General features: G+C 49.7%; 19 protein-coding genes. 6 read left to right on the forward strand and 13 right to left on the reverse strand.

What is annotated here, in order from left to right; all coding sequences use genetic code 11:
- Window positions 1–78 precede the first annotated feature (78 nt).
- The 10 genes from ACJJI5_RS06565 to ACJJI5_RS06610 form a co-directional block, all read right to left on the reverse strand.
- Window positions 79–348 carry an HPr family phosphocarrier protein gene (locus tag ACJJI5_RS06565; RefSeq protein WP_444918013.1) on the reverse strand — a complete coding sequence of 90 codons (270 nt, stop codon included), beginning with the start codon at window positions 346–348 and terminating at the stop codon, window positions 79–81.
- 19 nt (window positions 349–367) lie between these two features.
- A complete protein-coding gene (gene rapZ / locus ACJJI5_RS06570; protein ID WP_444918012.1) occupies window positions 368–1,228 on the reverse strand; it encodes an RNase adapter RapZ in 861 nt (286 codons plus the stop codon).
- 105 nt (window positions 1,229–1,333) lie between these two features.
- The gene (ptsN, locus tag ACJJI5_RS06575; RefSeq protein WP_444896344.1) at window positions 1,334–1,795 is read right to left on the reverse strand and encodes a PTS IIA-like nitrogen regulatory protein PtsN; all 462 of its coding nucleotides are present in this window, start codon (window positions 1,793–1,795) and stop codon (window positions 1,334–1,336) included.
- Window positions 1,796–1,798: 3 nt separating this feature from the next.
- Window positions 1,799–2,089 carry a ribosome hibernation-promoting factor, HPF/YfiA family gene (gene hpf / locus ACJJI5_RS06580; protein ID WP_108734230.1) on the reverse strand — a complete coding sequence of 97 codons (291 nt, stop codon included), beginning with the start codon at window positions 2,087–2,089 and terminating at the stop codon, window positions 1,799–1,801.
- Window positions 2,090–2,285: 196 nt separating this feature from the next.
- Window positions 2,286–3,752 (reverse strand): RNA polymerase factor sigma-54, encoded by a 1,467-nt coding sequence (locus tag ACJJI5_RS06585; RefSeq protein ID WP_444896345.1) that lies wholly within the window; start codon window positions 3,750–3,752, stop codon window positions 2,286–2,288.
- Window positions 3,753–3,946: 194 nt separating this feature from the next.
- Window positions 3,947–4,672 carry an LPS export ABC transporter ATP-binding protein gene (lptB, locus tag ACJJI5_RS06590; protein ID WP_444896346.1) on the reverse strand — a complete coding sequence of 242 codons (726 nt, stop codon included), beginning with the start codon at window positions 4,670–4,672 and terminating at the stop codon, window positions 3,947–3,949.
- A 92-nt stretch (window positions 4,673–4,764) separates the two neighbouring features.
- Window positions 4,765–5,322, reverse strand: coding sequence for a lipopolysaccharide transport periplasmic protein LptA (lptA, locus tag ACJJI5_RS06595; protein WP_413663043.1), 558 nt, complete (start codon window positions 5,320–5,322; stop codon window positions 4,765–4,767).
- A complete protein-coding gene (gene lptC / locus ACJJI5_RS06600) occupies window positions 5,309–5,875 on the reverse strand; it encodes an LPS export ABC transporter periplasmic protein LptC (protein WP_445355844.1) in 567 nt (188 codons plus the stop codon). Before lptC ends, lptA begins: the two co-directional genes overlap by 14 nt.
- Entirely contained in the window at window positions 5,875–6,414 is a 540-nt protein-coding gene (locus ACJJI5_RS06605; protein WP_445355845.1) for a KdsC family phosphatase, read from the reverse strand. Before ACJJI5_RS06605 ends, lptC begins: the two co-directional genes overlap by 1 nt.
- Before the next feature lie 66 nt (window positions 6,415–6,480).
- On the reverse strand, window positions 6,481–7,452 hold the full coding sequence (locus ACJJI5_RS06610) for a KpsF/GutQ family sugar-phosphate isomerase (protein ID WP_444896349.1): 972 nt from the start codon (window positions 7,450–7,452) through the stop codon (window positions 6,481–6,483).
- Window positions 7,453–7,861: 409 nt separating this feature from the next.
- Between ACJJI5_RS06610 and ACJJI5_RS06615 the strand changes: the two genes are divergently transcribed.
- The 5 genes from ACJJI5_RS06615 (at window position 7,862) to hisD (ending at window position 12,157) form a co-directional block, all read left to right on the forward strand.
- Entirely contained in the window at window positions 7,862–8,515 is a 654-nt protein-coding gene (locus tag ACJJI5_RS06615; RefSeq protein WP_444896350.1) for an MlaC/ttg2D family ABC transporter substrate-binding protein, read from the forward strand.
- A gap of 87 nt (window positions 8,516–8,602) precedes the next feature.
- On the forward strand, window positions 8,603–8,836 hold the full coding sequence (locus ACJJI5_RS06620) for a BolA family protein (protein WP_444896351.1): 234 nt from the start codon (window positions 8,603–8,605) through the stop codon (window positions 8,834–8,836).
- Between the two features lie 44 nt (window positions 8,837–8,880).
- On the forward strand, window positions 8,881–10,143 hold the full coding sequence (gene murA / locus ACJJI5_RS06625; RefSeq protein WP_444896352.1) for a UDP-N-acetylglucosamine 1-carboxyvinyltransferase: 1,263 nt from the start codon (window positions 8,881–8,883) through the stop codon (window positions 10,141–10,143).
- 50 nt (window positions 10,144–10,193) lie between these two features.
- Window positions 10,194–10,832, forward strand: a complete 639-nt coding sequence (gene hisG, locus ACJJI5_RS06630; RefSeq protein ID WP_444896353.1) for an ATP phosphoribosyltransferase — start codon at window positions 10,194–10,196, stop codon at window positions 10,830–10,832.
- A 14-nt stretch (window positions 10,833–10,846) separates the two neighbouring features.
- On the forward strand, window positions 10,847–12,157 hold the full coding sequence (gene hisD, locus ACJJI5_RS06635; protein WP_444896354.1) for a histidinol dehydrogenase: 1,311 nt from the start codon (window positions 10,847–10,849) through the stop codon (window positions 12,155–12,157).
- Between the two features lie 37 nt (window positions 12,158–12,194).
- Here hisD and ACJJI5_RS06640 read toward each other — a convergent pair whose 3' ends face one another.
- The 3 genes from ACJJI5_RS06640 to ACJJI5_RS06650 form a co-directional block, all read right to left on the reverse strand.
- The gene (locus tag ACJJI5_RS06640) at window positions 12,195–12,629 is read right to left on the reverse strand and encodes a nuclear transport factor 2 family protein (RefSeq protein ID WP_444896355.1); all 435 of its coding nucleotides are present in this window, start codon (window positions 12,627–12,629) and stop codon (window positions 12,195–12,197) included.
- Window positions 12,630–12,649: 20 nt separating this feature from the next.
- Window positions 12,650–13,792: a trypsin-like peptidase domain-containing protein gene (locus tag ACJJI5_RS06645; protein WP_444896356.1), complete on the reverse strand. Its 1,143-nt coding sequence runs from the start codon at window positions 13,790–13,792 to the stop codon at window positions 12,650–12,652.
- Between the two features lie 271 nt (window positions 13,793–14,063).
- Window positions 14,064–16,727: an RIFT barrel domain-containing protein gene (locus ACJJI5_RS06650; RefSeq protein WP_445355846.1), complete on the reverse strand. Its 2,664-nt coding sequence runs from the start codon at window positions 16,725–16,727 to the stop codon at window positions 14,064–14,066.
- Window positions 16,728–17,134: 407 nt separating this feature from the next.
- Here ACJJI5_RS06650 and sat point away from each other — a divergent pair, with 407 nt between their 5' ends.
- Window positions 17,135–18,325, forward strand: coding sequence for a sulfate adenylyltransferase (sat, locus tag ACJJI5_RS06655; protein WP_445355847.1), 1,191 nt, complete (start codon window positions 17,135–17,137; stop codon window positions 18,323–18,325).
- Window positions 18,326–18,388 lie beyond the last annotated feature (63 nt).

An 18,388-nucleotide genomic window follows, 5' to 3' on the forward strand; every position in this document is an offset into this window, starting at 1 on the left:
GTGGATTTGGGAGGCGATGTAAAAGCTTAGCGATTTAATGTTTAGAGTGAGCTTTTCGTGGCAATAGTATACTGGCCTCTATTCAGCTTCGCCGAATCGATTGGAGATCAGTGTGCTGATAGCTTCCAGGGCGGCACTTTCATCTGTCCCCTCTATTTCCAGTTCCAGCTCCGTGCCTTTGCCTGCAGCTAGTAACATTAGGGCCATCACACTTTTTCCATCTACGGCTTTACCCTGGCAATGCACTTTAATATTGGAGCAGAACTTGGAGGAAGTCTGCGCGAACTTGCTTGCAGCGCGGGCGTGCAAGCCGAGTTTATTGATGATGGTCAGTTGGTGTTTCTGCATTGCGCTGCTCGACAAAAATCTATTTTTGTTGCTCCCTGTGGCGTATCTGGACGTTATCAAACTCTTTGGAAAATTTCTTTACCAGCTGTTCAACCATATAAACTGATCGATGTCGGCCCCCAGTGCAGCCGATAGAGACACAGGTGTAGCTGCGATTACTTTTCTGGTAGGAGGGCAGCCAGTTTTCCAAAAAGTTGGTGATGTCAGCCTCCATCTTTGCGGTCTCTGGGTGAGAGCGCAAGAATTCAGCGACCTCGATATCCTTACCGGTTTTTTCTCTTAGAGCTGGTTCCCAGTAGGGATTGGGTAGGCAGCGTAAGTCAAAAATCAAGTCTGAATCCACAGGCACGCCATACTTGAACCCGAAGGACTGGAAGAGAATCGCCATGCTGTTTGATTGTTCACCAACAACACGATTTTTAATCAGTTCGCGCAGTTGGTGCAAACTCAGGGTGCTGGTATCAATAACCATATCTGCGATGGTTGAGATAGGGGTGAGAAGCTCTTTTTCCTGATTGAGAGCTTCTAGCAAATGGGTGCAATCATTGCTGAGAGGGTGCTTCCGTCTGGTCTCACTGAATCGCTGTACTAAAACCGGCTCGCGGGCATCGAGATAGATAACATCACATTGAACCCCTGCCTCGCGCAAGGACTCAATAACACTGGGAGCCTGTCTTATGTCTTGCCAGAGGTTGCGGGCATCGACGCCCAGGGCCAGGGGTGTGTTTTCTTTTGGCGGTTGTGCCTTGACCCTCTTAACCAGCTCCGGGAGCAGGCTGGTGGGAAGGTTGTCGATACAATTGAAGCCGACATCTTCCAGTAATTGCAGTGCAGAACTTTTTCCGGAGCCGGAGCGTCCACTAATTATCACCAAGCGCATGGAGAGCCCTTTTCTTTGATCAAGTCTTTATTATTTCGCTTGTTGCACTACCTGAACAATGAGGCGAATGTCAGCTCTGAGACTCAGTTACTAACAAAACCTACTCTAGGCGGCTGCAGTACTATCAATAGCGAGGGCATATAGCTCATCACTACTTTGTGCTTGCCTTAGCTTATCTCTAACCTGGCTGTTGGAAAACAGAGCGGCGATTTCGGCTAGCGTATCCAGATGTTCCTGCTCAGCATCTTCGGGGACCAGAAGAGTAAATAGCAAATCGACAGGCTGGCGGTCGACAGAGTCAAAATCAATGGCGGGCTGGGTGGTACAGAGAACCCCAATGGGGCTATCACAGCCGGGCAGCCTGCAATGGGGAATGGCAACACCATCGCCGATACCGGTGGAACCAAGGCGCTCACGGGCGATCAGTTGGTTAAAAACTGTATCGGAGTCGTGTTGGGGATATTGTTCGGCAATGGCCTGGGCAATATTGAGCAGTAGCTTCTTTTTGCTGCTCCCCGCCAGATGGCAAAGGCTAAGGCGGGGAGAGAGTAATGCTTCCAGTGTCATAGTTCAGCGATGGTTCTGCAACTTCTCTTTGTGTTTTTTCAGTTGGCGGTCCAGCTTATCGGTGAGCGCATCAATTGCCGCGTACATATCTCTGTCTTCGGATCCAGCACAGAGGTCGTGACCGTTTATATGTACCGTCGCCTCAGCTTTTTGGATCAGTTTTTCGACGGATAAAATTACTTGCGCGTTGGTGATGTTGTCGTAATGTCTGGACAGCTTCTCCATTTTGCTTTCGCAGTAGCTGCGCATAGGTGAGGTAACGTCGACGTGGTGGCCACTAATATTGATCTGCATGGATTTCTCCTTAAAGGTGCATCACAAGCCGGCGCTCACCCCCTATCGGGTCGCAACCCTACTAGGAAGTGGGCCAGAATGGAAGGATACACTCAAATTTTGGATTTTGGTTGCAGGTTGGGGGCGGAAGGCGCCAGTGGCGCATGACTGGAGGTGGGTTAGGGGTCAGATTAATTGGCTGTGTTTGGGTTGTGGCTTAAATGAGCCTCTTTCTCTCACTTGAGGAGGGGATGCCCATAGATTCACGGTATTTCGCTACCGTTCGGCGCGCAACCTTGATGCCTTGCTTGTCCAGCTCCTGAGTGATTTTGTTATCTGATAGCGGCTTTCGAGGTACTTCCGTGTCAATCAGCTTGCGAATCAGGGCTCTAATGGCGGTGGATGACGCATCCTCACCGGAATCTGTACTGACGTGGCTTGAGAAGAAATATTTGAGTTCGAAAACTCCCCGTGGAGTCAGCATATATTTTTGGGTGGTCACTCGGGATATGGTGGATTCATGCATGCCAATGGTTTCAGCAATATCTGCCAGAACCATTGGTCGCATTGCCTCTGGGCCTTCCTCAAAAAAGCCTTGCTGCTTATCCACAATGGACGTAGCGACCTTTAGCAGGGTGTCGTGGCGGCTCTGTAGGCTCTTCAAGAACCAACGGGCCTCCTGCAAGTGATCCCGCATGAAATTGTTTTCCCGGGAGTTGTCCGCCCGTTTTACCAAGGAGGCGTAGTGGCCATTAATCCGGATCTTGGGAGTGATCTCTGGATTGAGTTCGACCAGCCAGCGGTGATCTTTGCGGGACACAATAATATCGGGAATGACATAAGCGGGCTGTTCCCCGCTGAACTCCTCACCTGGATTGGGGGTTAGTGTCTGGATAAGGCGGATTACTTCGCCGAGCTGGGCTTCGTTGAGACGTGTGCGTCGGGTGAGTTGCCTGAAATCCCTTTTTCCAAGTAATTCCAAGTGGCGCTCAATGATGGTCTGCGCTTCGTTTAGCCACGGAGTTTCCGCTGGTAGCTGCTTGAGCTGGAGTAGAAGGCACTCTTGGAGGTTTCTGGCCCCACAGCCAGCTGGTTCGAATTGTTGTACAGCTTTAAGGACTGCAACTACCTCATCTTCTTCGAGCTGAAGGGAGGTGGCCATGTCATCAGCGGTGGTATTGAGGAGACCGTTTGGGTCGATGGCGTCAATAAGGTGCTCGCCGATCCATTTATCGTGACTGGAAAGTGCTGTCAGGTTTAATTGCCAGCGCAAGTGGTCTTGAAGTGTGTCGGTGGAAGAGTTGCGCTCAAAATTGGGGTCGTCGCCCTCGGCGGGACCACTGTAGCTGCTGTAAATGTCGTCCCAGTGAGTATCAACCGGCAGCTCTGTTGGAATATCCTGGTTCCATTCAGAATCACCAAGTTCTTTTTCCTCAGCGGCTGTGTGGGTTAAATCCTCCCCTGCAGCGGCTGGCAGCTCTTGTTGTGCGTTGCTCTCAGTATCGGCAGTTACTTGTTGAGCCAGATCTTCACCCTCAGCTTCCAGCATTGGGTTGCTGTCGAGGGCTGCCTGGACTTCTTGCTGTAAATCTAGTGTGGAGAGCTGCAGGAGGCGTATTGCCTGCTGCAACTGGGGGGTCATGGTTAGCTGTGCGCCGAGCTTGAGCTGGAGAGACTGCTTCATAATTTAAAGTTGCAGGCCAGTGCGACAAAGGGTTCGTCAAAATTAACCCGAGATGGCGCAGACTACCTTGACCCTCAAACTATTACAAGCAATAAGCGTGCCGACTATTGCCTGCCAGAAGGTCAATTCCTATGTGGGATATGATATGTTTTTCGAGATTTTGCCTATTTAGTTACGCCTGTCATCATTTGCCATTAAATCGTGAATTCATGTCCCAAATAGACTTCGCGTACCTGTTGGTTAGCGAGAACATCATCGGGTGTGCCTGAGGCAATAATATGCCCCTCGCTGACGATATAAGCAGTTTCACAGATATCCAGGGTTTCTCTCACGTTGTGATCTGTGATCAAAACGCCGATATCCCTGTCCCGCAAGTGGCGAATAATGTGTTTGATGTCGTTCACTGAAATAGGGTCTACACCAGCAAAGGGTTCATCGAGCAACACAAAGCTTGGGTCTGTAGCCAGGGCTCGTGCAATCTCCACCCTGCGCCGCTCTCCGCCGGATAGGGCCATTCCTAGGCTGTTTTCAATGTGTGTGATATTGAACTCTTCGAGCAACTCCTGGGCCTGCACTTCGCGCTTTGCACGATTGAGTCCTTTTCGGGTTTCGAGGATTGCGAGAATATTGTCACGCACTGACAGGCGTCGAAAAACAGAGGCTTCCTGGGGCAGGTAACCGATTCCCTTGCGGGCGCGCCCGTGCATTGATAGGCGGGTAATATCTTCGTTGTCGATTAGGACTTGCCCGGCATCGGCCTGCACCAGCCCTGCGATCATATAGAAGCAGGTGGTTTTCCCGGCTCCATTGGGGCCAAGTAAGCCAACGACCTGCCCACTTGAGACGCTGACAGAGACATCTTGGACAACTTTTCTTTTTTTATATTGTTTGGCGAGGTGTAACGCTTGTAGCGTTGGCATAATGAGTCCTGAAATCTAACCGCGGCCGAGAGGGGTAGCGGATTACATCATTGTAAGTAGCGCTGTTTTACAGGCACTGAAATTTGGATGAATTACTGGTCTGTGTCGGTATTAGCTTCAGCAGGCTCGCTGGTTTCGGTGCTCTCAGGTTTCCAGATCATCTCAACTCTGCCTTGGCCAGGCTGACTGCGAGCGCTCATTTGCTCAGTGGCGAGATCGTAGTCGATTTTCTCCGCAGTTAGGGTGTTGCCATCGCGATCGATATAAGCTTGCCCTGTGAGCTGCAGTTCTTCAGAGCTGATGACATACTCGATGCGCTCAGCACGGGCTTTTACAGGCTCTTCGCTCTCCAATATCTTTTGTTGGAAGTGCGCGGGGCGGCCCACAGCAATCACCCGGCTGATTTCATCGCTGGCCGTGAAGTACACTTCCACGCGATCTGCCTTGATCTGGAGGGAGCCCTGTGTGATGACCACGTTGTCACTATATACCACTAAGTTATTGGCGCGGTCGGCTGACATAGATTCCGAGCCCACAGAGATTCTCTGGGTTCTGTCGTCGGGTAAAGCCTGTGCTGCAGTGGCAATAGCTGCCAGCGCAATTGCAGTAACGGCCTTAAATATTGAGGGATAGCGGTTATTGGGTGTCATAGCTGCTCTTCACGTCGGATAGAATTTCCATCCGGTTTTCTTTCAAGTAGGCGCGCATGCCCTTCCCTTTGGTGTGGTTAGGGCCAGAGCTAATAGTAACAACTTTGTCGGTTTCGGCGAATTCCCTGTCAGGGAAGATCGTAATACGTGACGTCTTTAGTTGGATACCATCAGGGGTGGGGAGTTCATCAATTTGAACTGCACCGCTGAGAACGATGCGTTCTCCGCGATTGAAGGCCACTCCCCTTTTGGACCGAGTTGCCCACTTGGGCTGGTCGTCCGTATAGAACAGCATGCGCGGCTCTTCAAGGTTGGCTCGATCCCGACGTTTAAATTGAAAGTAGGTGATTTGCTCTGCATCCACTCGATAAGCTAGGTTGCCTGTCTGGTCAAAGTGGCGAGTTTCAGCCCCTTTGATAATAAGGTCCGCAGCCCGATTTTGTTGCTGAGGAGTGGGCCTTTTACCTAAGAGCTGTTCTGGCGGACTTTCGGAAAACCAGAGTCCGGCACTTATAAGCAGAATGACCAGTATGAGAGGCAACCACGAGCGCATCATTTTTCTCCGATATAGGGGGCGAGCGCCGCGTCAAAGGTCCCTTGTGCAATCATAATGCGGTCGCAGACTTCGCGTACAGCACCCTCGCCGCCGCAGGCCTCTGTGATCCACAGGGCTCTCTCCCGTACGGGTGGGGCTGCATTAGGTGGTGCAATGGGGCACCCGATCTTGGTCATTACCAATAGATCGGGGTAATCATCCCCGACATAAGCGATATCTTCCAGGCGGCATGACTCTTCAGAAAGTAATTCTTGTAGTGCGACAAACTTGTCCTCCCGGCCCTGAATCAATTTATTGATCCCCAGGTCGTGCGCACGGCGCTCTACAACATTACTGCGTCGGCCAGTAATGATTGCTACGCGCACCCCAGAGTTCTGTAGCATTTTAATGCCGTGCCCATCCAGAGTGTGAAAGGTTTTGAGTTCGTTGCCGCTATTGTCAAAATAAAGCTTGCCATCTGTCAGAACACCGTCCACATCCAGAACAAGCCAGCGGATATTTTTCAGGGAATCATTTAATTTTTGCTCGGGTATCACCGGGGTAATCTCTCTTCGCCTTTGATTGTGAGGGCAAAACCTGCGTATTAATTGTCCGGTATTATCTCAGATAACTCCGGCGCGCAGAATATCGTGCATATGGAGTACGCCGACAGGATGGTGGGCTTCATCTTCTACTACTAATGCAGTGATTTTGTAGTCCTCCATAATTCTCAGGGACTCTGCAGCGAGAGTGTCAGCAGAAACCGTTTTAGGGCGGCGGCTCATCACCTCTTCCATTACAGCTTTGTCGAGTGCGATTTTTTGATCTATTACTCGGCGTAAATCGCCGTCGGTGAAAACGCCGAGTAATTCACCGTCGCTATTTACAATAGTTGTCATACCGAACCCTTTGCTGGTCATCTCTAGCAGGGCTTTTGATAGCAGCGTCTCTGGAGTTACCTGGGGGAGTTCATCGCCCGCATGCATCACATCCTCAACCTTTAGAAGAAGTCGGCGCCCTAGGGCACCGCCGGGGTGGGAGAAGGCAAAATCTTCGGCAGTAAAACCCCTGGCCTCGAGCAGGGCGACTGCAAGTGCGTCTCCCATCACCAGAGTAACTGTTGTCGATGAGGTGGGGGCCAAATTGAGCGGGCAAGCCTCTGTGGCTACTGAGATATCCAAATTGACTTCCGCGGCTTGAGCTAGCGGGGAGTCAGTTTTTCCTGCCATGCTAATTAGTGGAATGCCCAGGCGTTTTAGCAGAGGTAGTAGAGTGAGGACTTCAGCGGAGGAGCCAGAGTTGGATATGGCTATGACTACATCATCCCGGGTGATCATGCCGAGATCACCGTGGCTCGCCTCGCCGGGGTGAACAAAAAAGCTTGGTGTGCCAGTACTGGCAAGCGTAGCAGCGATCTTGCGGCCAATATGCCCAGATTTCCCCATGCCGGTAACTATCGTACGGCCGCGGCATTGCATGATCATTTCACAAGCACGCTGGAATTCGCCATTAACTCTGTTTTCCAGTGCTGCTACCGCTTCGGTCTCCATGCGGACGGTGCGGCGCCCGGCTTCCAAGATCAGATCCTGTGTCATCAACTGCCTCAAATCGCTTACTAGTGCTTAATAGGTGGTAATCAAGCCGTCTTATTATGCGACAGCTTCAATATTTACTTATGCGACAGCGTGAATAATTTTTGTCATAAGATTCCAGTAGTTTGAGGAAAGCTCAGTTTTTTGCTGTCGTGCTAATCTATATTAGCGGGCTGCTGGCGGCTGAAAAAGCCAGTGTGCTTTTCCTGGGTGTCAAATGACACGCTCGTACACCACCACATTACCGGGTGCGGCCATGGTATAGTTTGCCGTCACCGCTGTCAGCTATGTCACTCAATGGATGATCGGCACACTCTCAGTTGGACTGCGGGAAGGTTGGTATGTGGTATTGCTGTGGCACTAAATTGCGCCATATGCGTCCAAGGAATGATTTGCTAATTGGAGATAATTTGTGAACGTATCATTTTGGATTGGCCGGTACGGTTTGTCGCGATGGATTAGGTTTGCGCTTTGTGCTGTTTTTGCATCTGCAATAGTGCCTGTAGCTAATGCTGCCCAAAACCCTTATGTAATGATTAAAGGGGTTTCTGATGAGTTGCTGGGGGTGATCCGATCCAATGCCCAGTATGCAAATTCAGACCCACAAAGATACTACAGTGCTGTTGAGGGGGTTTTGACCCCGGTTGTTGATTTTGACTTTATCGCTCGCGGTGTAATGGGACGCTATGCCAAGCAGGCGACTGCTGACCAGCGCTCTCGTTTTACGGATGCTTTTCGTCGCGATCTTGTAGCGACATTTGCTCGCGGCGTGGCAAATTTTGGCGACCTGGATGTAAAAGTGGTCAATCCCGGCACCACACCTCAAGGTAATCGTGTAAATGTGCTGCAGGAAGTTCGCAGCAAAGAGGGTATAACAAAAGTTTCGTATACCTTGGTGCGCAATCGGGCAGGCCAGTGGAAGTTGATCAATGTGATTCTGAATGGGGTCAACCTGGGTAAGACTTTCCGCAGTCAGTTCTCGCAGTCAATGCAGACTTATGGGGACATCGACAAGGTGATTTCTAATTGGTCAGCGGCAGACGATGCCGCAAATAAAGTGAGTTGATCCGCGAACTTTGGGGTGCGTAGCTGCGCACTCCGCTTGATTCAAGTACACTTGCGTGCTGTTTTTAACCAATCGCAAGTCCCTCCTATGCAACCAGACGAAATCAAGGCCCTGATCGAAGGGCAAATTCCCGACAGCACTGTTGAAGTGGCTTTTGAAGGTAGTCACCTGATGGTCACTGTAGTGAGCAGTTCCTTTGAAGGTCTGAGTCGTTTAAAAAAGCAACAGCTTGTCTATGCCGCTCTTGGTGAAAAAATCGCCGATGGCACCTTGCATGCCGTGCAAATGCAGACTCTGACCCCAGAAGAAGCCAGTCGTTAACTTGCCATTGCCACTGAGGTGTTGGCTATCTAGAAAGAGATTGAATGGATAAGTTGATAATAGAGGGCGGCAGCCCAATTTCCGGGACTCTGCGGATTTCTGGAGCTAAGAATTCAGCCTTGCCGATATTGGCTGCTGCTTTATTGGCTGACGGGCCTGTGCAAATCGATAATTTGCCGCATCTCAACGATATTACCACCATGATCACCTTGCTCCGGTGTATGGGGTGTGACGTCACTATTGATGAAAAGCTGGGTGTTGAGATTGACCCTCGCTCAGTCAATGACCTGACCGCTCCCTATGAGCTGGTTAAGACGATGCGGGCCTCAATCCTGGTTCTTGGGCCCCTGTTGGCTAGGCACGGGGTTGCGAATGTCTCCTTCCCTGGTGGTTGTGCAATTGGCAGTCGCCCGGTCGATATTCACCTAAAGGGCCTTGAGGCAATGGGTGCTGAGATAACTATCGATGGTGGTTTCATTCGGGCGCGCTCCAATGGTCGTCTTAAGGGAGCCAATATTGTCATGGAGAAAGTGACAGTTGGCGGCACTGAAAACCTGTTGATGGCAGCGGCACTGGCAGAGGGAACTACGACTTTGCACAACGCCGCTCGCGAGCCCGAAATCGTCGATTTGGCAGAGTTCCTTATTGCTATGGGGGCTCAGATTGAAGGGGTTGGCACTGACACCCTGCGTGTTCACGGTGTACCTAAGCTTACCCCCTGCAAGTTCACTGTTATGCCGGACCGTATTGAAACCGGAACCTTCCTTGCGGCAGCTGCTGCGGCGAGGGGCAAAGTGCGCCTGCTCAATACTCGTGCCGATATCCTCGATGCGGTTATGGTTAAGTTCGAAGAGGCCGGAGCTCATATCAGTTGTGGCGACGATTGGATTGAGCTGGATATGAAAGGCAATCGCCCTAAAGCGGTGAGCTTCCGTACCGCGCCTTACCCAGCCTTCCCTACAGATATGCAATCCCAGTTCACAGCAATGAATGCTGTTGCCGAAGGGAAGGGAACTGTAGTTGAGACAATCTTTGAAAACCGCTTAATCCAGGTTCATGAGCTGAATCGAATGGGGGCGGATATCACTCTGGAGGGCAATACAGCAATTGTTACCGGGGTGGAGAAGCTTAAGGGCGCTCCCGTAATGGCTTCAGATCTGCGCGCGTCAGCTAGCTTGGTTATAGCTGGTATGGTGGCGGAGGGTACTACTATGGTAGATCGTATTTATCATATTGACCGCGGCTACGAGTGTATTGAGGAAAAGCTACGACAGCTCGGCGCGAATATTCGGCGTGTCCCTGGCTGATTGCTGCCAAGTTAACCTTAAGAGCCAATGACGGACTGGCATAAATCAAAATGACTGCACAAATTACAATCGCACTGACAAAAGGGCGGATTCTTCAGGAGACTCTACCGCTTCTTAAGGCGGCGGGGTTGGAGCCTACTGAAGACCTAACTAAAAGCCGAAAGTTGATATTTCCGACGAATCGCGAAGGGGTACATCTCCTCCTCCTGAGGGGAGTGGATGTACCCACTTATGTGCAGCATGGAGCCGCAGATATTGGCGTGGCGGGGAAAGACACTCTTCTCGAGCATAGTTCTGATGGTATTTACGAGCCTCTCGATTTGGGCATTGCCCGCTGCCGCCTGATGACAGCTGGTGTCAAGGGCGGGCAACTGCCCAGCGGTCGAATTAAGGTCGCTACCAAGTTTGTACAAAGTGCCAAAAAGCACTATGCCTCGATTGGCCGTCAGGTTGACATTATTAAGCTGTATGGGGCTATGGAGCTTGCTCCGCTAATGAATTTGGCCGACGAGATTGTCGATATTGTAGATAGTGGCAATACGCTAAAGGCCAATGGCCTTGAAGCCCGAGAGACCATTGCGCAAATCAGTAGTCGGTTGATCGTCAACAAGGCAGCTATGAAGATGAAATATGCGCCAATCAATAGTTTGATTGAGAAGTTGGCATCGGCTGTAGCACAAACCAAATAGATACCCGAAGCATTATGACGAGCAAAGTAATTCGTCGGCTAAATACGGTCGATAGAGATTTCGATGGCCAATTAAAGCAGCTATTGGCTTGGGAGGCAGTGGCAAATCAAGAGGTTGAAAGTATCGTTGCAGAAATATTGCAGCGTGTTCGCGCTCATGGTGATATGGCTGTTATCGAGTTCACCAACCGCTTTGATCATCGGCGCCTGGAAAGCGCGAAAGACTTTGCTCTGCCGGCTGCTGAGCTTACCGCGGCTCTAGACCGTATAAGTACCGAGGAGCGCGAGGCCCTGGAGGCAGCTGCTAATAGAGTGAGGCGTTACCACGAGCATCAAAGACAGGAGTCCTGGCGCTATACGGAGCTCGATGGAACTGTGCTGGGGCAGCAGATTACCCCAATGCAAAGTGTCGGCATTTATGTTCCTGGAGGTAAGGCGAGTTACCCTTCTTCCGTGCTTATGAATGCAATTCCTGCAAAAGTTGCCGGGGTTGACGCCGTAAATATGGTGGTGCCGGCTCCGAAAGGGGCGCTGAACGACCTGGTGTTGGCGGCAGCGGCAATAGCTGGAGTGGACCAGGTGTTTACGATTGGTGGTGCCCAGGCAGTAGCGGCGCTAGCCTATGGTACTGAGTCTATTCCCGCGGTGGATAAAATAGTTGGCCCGGGGAATATCTTTGTGGCCAGTGCCAAGCGAGCTGTTTTTGGTCATGTTGCTATCGACATGATTGCTGGCCCCTCTGAAATTCTGGTGATTTGTGATGGGCAAACAAATCCTGACTGGATTGCCATGGATCTGTTGTCACAGGCTGAGCACGATGAACAGGCGCAGTCAATTCTGTTGTGTCCTGACTCCAAGTACTTAGATCGGGTTGAGAGTTCGCTGCAAAGGCTTTTGGTCGAGTTACCTCGGGCTGAGATTGCTTCCCGTTCCCTTGCTGATCGTGGAGCGTTGATCCAAGTGGAGTCCATACAGCAGGCGATCGAAATCTCTAATCGGATTGCACCGGAGCACCTGGAAGTTTCAGTAGATAATCCTGAGGCTTACCTTCCTGAGATCCGGAATGCCGGAGCCATTTTCCTTGGGCGCTATACGGCAGAGGCATTGGGGGATTACTGTGCTGGCCCCAATCATGTCCTTCCTACTAGTGGCACTGCCCGTTTTTCCTCACCACTGGGAGTTTACGATTTTCAGAAGCGGAGTTCGGTGATCTACTGTTCTGAAAAAGGTGCTGATACCTTGGGGCGCGTAGCGCATACTCTTGCTCTGGGTGAGGGCTTAGATGCTCATGCTCGCTCTGCCGGGTACCGAGTCAAAGATTCTTGAACGTTGCATCCGGCAGGTTTCTTTCTGCGGGGCTATTTCAGTATTGGTCTATCAGGGGGATATGGGTAGCCTGCCAAGCAAGGGCGCGCCACTCACCCTTCCGTTTTACAAATGTGCCGGTATTAAAATAATAATGTTGCTCATCCTTACTGCTATCGTTTGCAGATAACTTGAATGCAACAATAGCGGTATCGCCCAGTAGTCGGATGTCAATTTCCTCGGCAGCATAGCTCATCGTTATGGGCTCTGTAGGGGGTGTTTGCATCCCTTGCATAATTTCGCTTTTTCCAAAGCGCTTTCCCCCAGAGCTGGTGTATATCAGGTCCTCAGCCCAGAATCGTTGGTGGGCCTGGGAATCAGTGGCGGCTTTTCCGATAAAGTTTGTCAGCAATTGGTGCAAGTCCTCTCTATCCCCAGCCATTGCGGGCGCAGTAGAGGTAATAAAGAGCAAGGCTAATACCAGTGAGCGCATAGAGACATTTCCTTATGAATTTATTCTATCGTCGTCTTTGTTTGGGGTTCTTCTGAAACAGTTGCTTCAACTGTGTAGGGTGCCCCATCGCGAATAAAAGTGATGGAGATAGTGTCGCCGGGGCGCAGGGTGGCCATAGTTGCTTCCCCTTGCTTGCCATCGCCGATGGGTAAGCCATCTAGTTGCGTAATGACATCCCCTGGTTGAAGGCCGGCAATATGTGCGGGGCCTTCGTTGTAGATAGCTGTCACCAATACACCACCAGTGGAATTTAAATTGAACTCCTTGGCCATTTGGGGACTTATGCCGGTGGCCTCAATACCCAGCCAGCCGGGCACGACGCGACCGTAAGCGATGATATCCTGCATTACTTTAAAGGCAATATTGGCTGGAATAGCGAAGCTAATACCGCCGGAATAACCGGATTGATTGAGTATTGATGTATTGATACCGAGCAGGCGTCCACGGGAATCAACCAGGGCGCCTCCTGAGTTCCCCGGATTGACTGCAGCATCCGTCTGCAAAAAGTTCTGTAAGTAGCTGCCGGTACCTGAGTTTTCAAGGTGACGGCCTTTCGCACTGATAATACCTTGGGTCACAGTTTGTCCAACACCAAAAGGGTTGCCGATTGCGAGGACGACGTCGCCCACTTGCGCCCTGTCGGGCTCACCAACAGAAATAGAAGTCAGCCCATCTAGATCAATCTTGAGGACGGCTAAGTCAAAATCGGTATCGCTTCCGACGAGTCTTGCTTGTGCTTCCCGTCCATCAGCTAAAAGAATAACAATGGCATCAGCCTGATCGACGACGTGATGATTGGTTAAAATGTAACCGTTGTCGCTGGCAATGACACCTGATCCAAGGTTGGACTGCATCCTCTGCCTTTGTGGCACGTCCATATTGTCGAATAAACGCCTAAAAAGAGGGTCGTTAAATAGAGGATGCTGGCGTTTAGGCATGGCCATGCGGGTATAGATATTCACAACAGCGGGACCTGCCACATTGACGGCATGGGCATAGGAAACCGGACCTTGGATGCTGTTTACATCTATCTTGGGGGCGGCACCACGCAGTTGAGGGAATATAACCAAGAGCAGGGCGGCCATGGCAAGGCCTATCAGGGCGGGTAGGGCCCAATCTTGTAGAAATCGGTTCTGGGACACTCGTGACTCCTCTTTGCCCTGATTATACACACGTCCTTAGGGAGAATCGCTGTGGACAGCATGAAGAGAGGGAAAATCTCGTCCTCTCTTGTAGAGCTGATGTCACGGTGTAATGGGCAATCTGGAGCTCTGTATTGCTTACGGGTTGTCAATTGTTATGTTTCTGGGAATAGAGCACCTCTAGTTGGTACCTCGTTTAGAACTTTTGTGTCAGAGGAACCGCCACTAGCGCCGTATGGCAAATTGGTGGCGGTTGTTGTTATATCTGCTTCTAGTGGCTGTGCGGGGAGTCAAGGCATTGGGTGGTCATATTTCTAGCGTATTCAATAGCGACAGGCAGGGCGTAAAGCATGTAGGCATTGCGAGAAGGTTCTATATGATATTCGGCCTCGAGTGCCGTGTCGTGGTTGTCTTGTAAATATTGTGATTTAAAAGCAAACCATCCTGATGTGTTGTTCACGGTTGGCATATCATCAATTCTGCTTTTGAAGTCGACATTATGATCTTTCATTTCTTGAAAGAGCGCATCCGCCACACTTAAGTTCCACTCTAAAGCAGCTTTACTCTCCTGATTGCAAGTAGCTTGATAGCCGATGCCATTAAACATGGGCGCCAAACTTTGCGAGACGAAAACACCTGTGTCAAAGGTGGTATCTGACTCGGGTGTTAGATATACATTGGCTAATTGCTGAGGCAGCAATGACAAGTCAAGGTTGGTACTCGATGTAGGCTCAGCATGAAAGTAGTAGTGCGCATCGAGAAGGGCTGACAGCTTGCGATCAAGTTTGTAGTGGACCTTCAGGTCTTTGTGGCCTGGATAGTTTTCTTGCCAGTAATCGGGTGATAAAGCAAAGGCTTCACTCTGACTGTAAAAGTGAGGCAGAAACTCCTCTAAAGCATCCCTTATCTTGGTTTCGTGAACCACTTGCCCATTCTCTATTCTGCCTGTGAGGGCTTTGTGGGTGCTAAGCATCGCAGACATCGAGGGAAAAGGTGTACTGGTAAAGTAATGTATCTTTATGTGCTCCCGCTGTTCTATTGGGGAGGCGTCTGTGGGGTATGGGCGTGGATTCATATGGTCGTAGATGAAATCCTGATAGCCTTTCAATGTGTCGAAACTGGCAAGGTCATCAAAAAGAAAATATTCATACATAATTGAGGAAAGGTCCTCCCCATCACTTATCTGTTGCATAACGTCTAGCTCAGGTCTTGTCCAATAAAAGGGAAATTGTGAGTCCTTACCGCCCAGGTATTGACCTGTGAAGTGGGGGGCATTGGATATATCTGTTTCGAGTTTGTGAGAAAAGTGGAAGTCCCGGGTGTGCCGATTCGCTTTGCGGGCAAAATCTATATATTTTCGGTCTCCAGAGCGGGCCCAGCTGAAGATACTATTGCGAACAATGTGGTAGTGAGAAATGGTTTGCCGATACCAGTTTGGGTAAATATCAAAGTTGCCTTCAGAGTTTTGTGATGGATTTTTCATAAAGCGGTTGTAAGGTACTCTCCCATAATCGTACCAGCCGCTAAGTGGATACCATTCACTTTGCTCTAAATAATGATCAAACCATTGTGAACGCAAATCCTCGAGATTTTTGTTGTAATCGACTCCCTGTAGGTAGGTAGCCATTACTGGAAATACAGCGTTATCAACATGCGTAATGTATTCAGGGTCGATGTAAGCCAAGTGTGGTGAAATTAGGGTTTGAAGGAGATAGTTTTCTATGGCGGTGTTGTCGGAACCTTGGGGGGGAAAGGATATTCGTAATTTGTGAGTGCGGGCAGTGCCTAAATGAAAGGGTTTTTCTGTATAGTGGTTGATCACATCCTCAGGGCTGTTGAAGTCTGTCACCTCCGAGATTGTTTGAACATATGCCTTAGGGAAGCTATCAAAAATGGATCTTAGTTTGTAGTCAACGTGTTGAATGTACTCTTCATCTTCAGTGGACCAAAATATGAATGGGGATGTAGTTAGGCTGCTGTTTTCGGTGGTTAACGTGTTTTCAGCCCGCTCCTGGCTAGATGCAAAGAGCTCAAACTGATCAGTAGGCTCTAACATTATTCCTAGCTCTCTATATTGAATTTCCTCCTTGATGTTAAATAAAGTGTGTTCAATATCGATGATGTCAGAGTTGTGTTTTAGTGTAAATCTGACTTGAGCTTCGGCTAATATAGCATCGCTCTCTGTTACGTAATTTGCTCTTCCGGTGATGATCATTCGTAGAGGACTATCGCGTTCAACCTTCCAGTGAACGTTGTCGATTAACTTGGATGTTGTAGTGCAGTCACTTGGATCGCAGTCCGAGCTATCTTTCAAATAAAAGTGAGGGAGTATGGAGGTGTTTAAAATGGGCACAGAAATTTGACTGCTGGACTGCTCGATGCTCTGAGGGAATAGAGAAGTGTTGTTAAATGCTAGTCGAATTTTCCCTGTGTTAATAGTTATGAAATCATCTTCCATATTTTCAATGGTGATCCCACCTTGTAAGGTATTTTCTCTTGGATTTTGCTGGGGGGTGAGATTTAGTTCACACCCAGAATATTCAGGAGACCACTGGTATTCAACCCAGGCCCAGCGAACACTTCCATCGCTCCAAACATTTTTTACCTCTTGATGAGAGGGAACATCTTCTTCTTGCTCCGCCTGAGTACAAGTTACCCGAGTATTGAGTAGGTCGGATTGACTCATAACACCTTTTCTAAATGGGATGCCAAAACCGAGTATCTCTGAGAAGTTGTTATCAGCTCCCCCTAAGCGTTGGTCAGGCAAGGCTACTTCAATATTGATCTTACTGGGAAGAGGGGTGGATTCAGTTGTGGCAATAGCATTACCGCTAAAGGTGAGTGAGGCTAGTAGCGCCATCCCTGTAGTTGCGATTGTTTTATGTCTTATTGGCAGCACTTTTACATTCATTGGATTCAAGTTGGTGATCTCCATATTGAGTGTTATTTCAAGATCTAGGTGGCCCCCTTAAATGTTGGCTAATCGCCTCTGGGTGCTAGGGGGATTTACCGTGATATCTGATTACCTCTTGCATCAATTGTTGGCACTTATAGGTGTCACCAATTGATAAATAAATAGTAATAATTTGATTAGTGAATTTGGAGTACTGCTGGATTACTGATCATTACGCGTCAAAGTTGGGGGCTTACTAAGTAGGTGGGATTTTCTAGTGCTTAGTGGGTGCTTTGCCCTGCTCTTGGATGCAGGGGCCTAAAGCTTCCCTATCTGTGCGTATAATATGGCCCATGTATCCTTTTGAAATTGGTCGCTTGCGATAGATGCGTATAATGGCCAGTCAAAATTTTAAGACTAACCGGTAACTACTGTTTTTGGAGACCTAAATGTCCCTAGTTCGCCCCCATGGCAGCGTTGAGCTTCAGCCGCGCTTTGTATATGACAGTGAAAGGCATCACCAATTGATGCACGAAGCGGAGTCCCTGCCGTCAATCGTGGTCAGTTCTGCTGCCGCCGCCAATGCGGTAATGCTTGGGGCGGGGTACTTTAATCCGTTGCACGGCTATATGAATTTGGCAGATGCTATGAGTGTCGCTGAAACCCTGCGCACGGTAGATGGTTTATTCTGGCCGGTGCCGGTTGTTAACGTTGTAAAAGATGCCAGTGAAATCGAGGGTGCCTCTCGTATTGCCCTGCGCGACCCGAACGTAGAGGGTAACCCGGTTCTCGCCGTGATGGATGTTGAAGCGATCGAAACCATCTCTGAAGAGCTAATGGACACCATGGCTGAGCAGGTGTTTGGCACTTTGGATGAGAAACATCCTGGTGTTGCAACCTTCAAATCTGCTGGCCGCACTCTGGTTTCAGGGCCGATTGAAGTATTGAACTTCAGCTACTTCCAAAGTGACTTTCCGGACACCTTCCGCACTGCAGTTGAAATTCGCAATGAGTTCAAGGAGCGTGGCTGGAATAAGGTTGTAGCCTTCCAGACTCGCAATCCGATGCACCGTGCTCACGAAGAACTGTGCAAAATGGCCCTGGATGGCGTAGAAGCGGATGGTGTTCTGATCCATATGTTGCTTGGCCAGTTGAAACCTGGCGATATCCCCGCTCCGGTGCGCGATGCTTCCATTCGCAAGATGGTAGAGCTGTACTTCCCGGCAAATACTGTGATGGTTACCGGTTATGGCTTCGATATGCTGTATGCTGGCCCTCGCGAAGCAGTACTGCATGCCGTATTCCGCCAGAACTGTGGCTGTAGCCACCTGATTGTAGGTCGCGATCACGCTGGCGTTGGCGATTACTATGGCGCTTTTGATGCGCAGACTATTTTTGATGAGAAGGTACCCGAGGGTGCTCTTGAGATTGAGATCTTCCGTGCTGATCACACTGCTTATTCCAAGAAATTGAATAAGGTGGTTATGATGCGTGATGTTCCGGATCACACCAAAGAAGACTTTATTCTGCTCTCGGGCACCAAGGTACGTGAAATGTTGGGTGATGGTATTGCGCCGCCCCCAGAGTTTTCCCGTCCTGAAGTGGCGCAGATTTTGATGGACTATTACCAGAGTCTGTAGGTGCCAAATAAAAAAGGCGGGTAACTACCCGCCTTTTTTATATCTGGAAAAACTGTGTTAGTC

Source organism: Microbulbifer maximicatervae (SeqCode), from assembly GCF_052467955.1.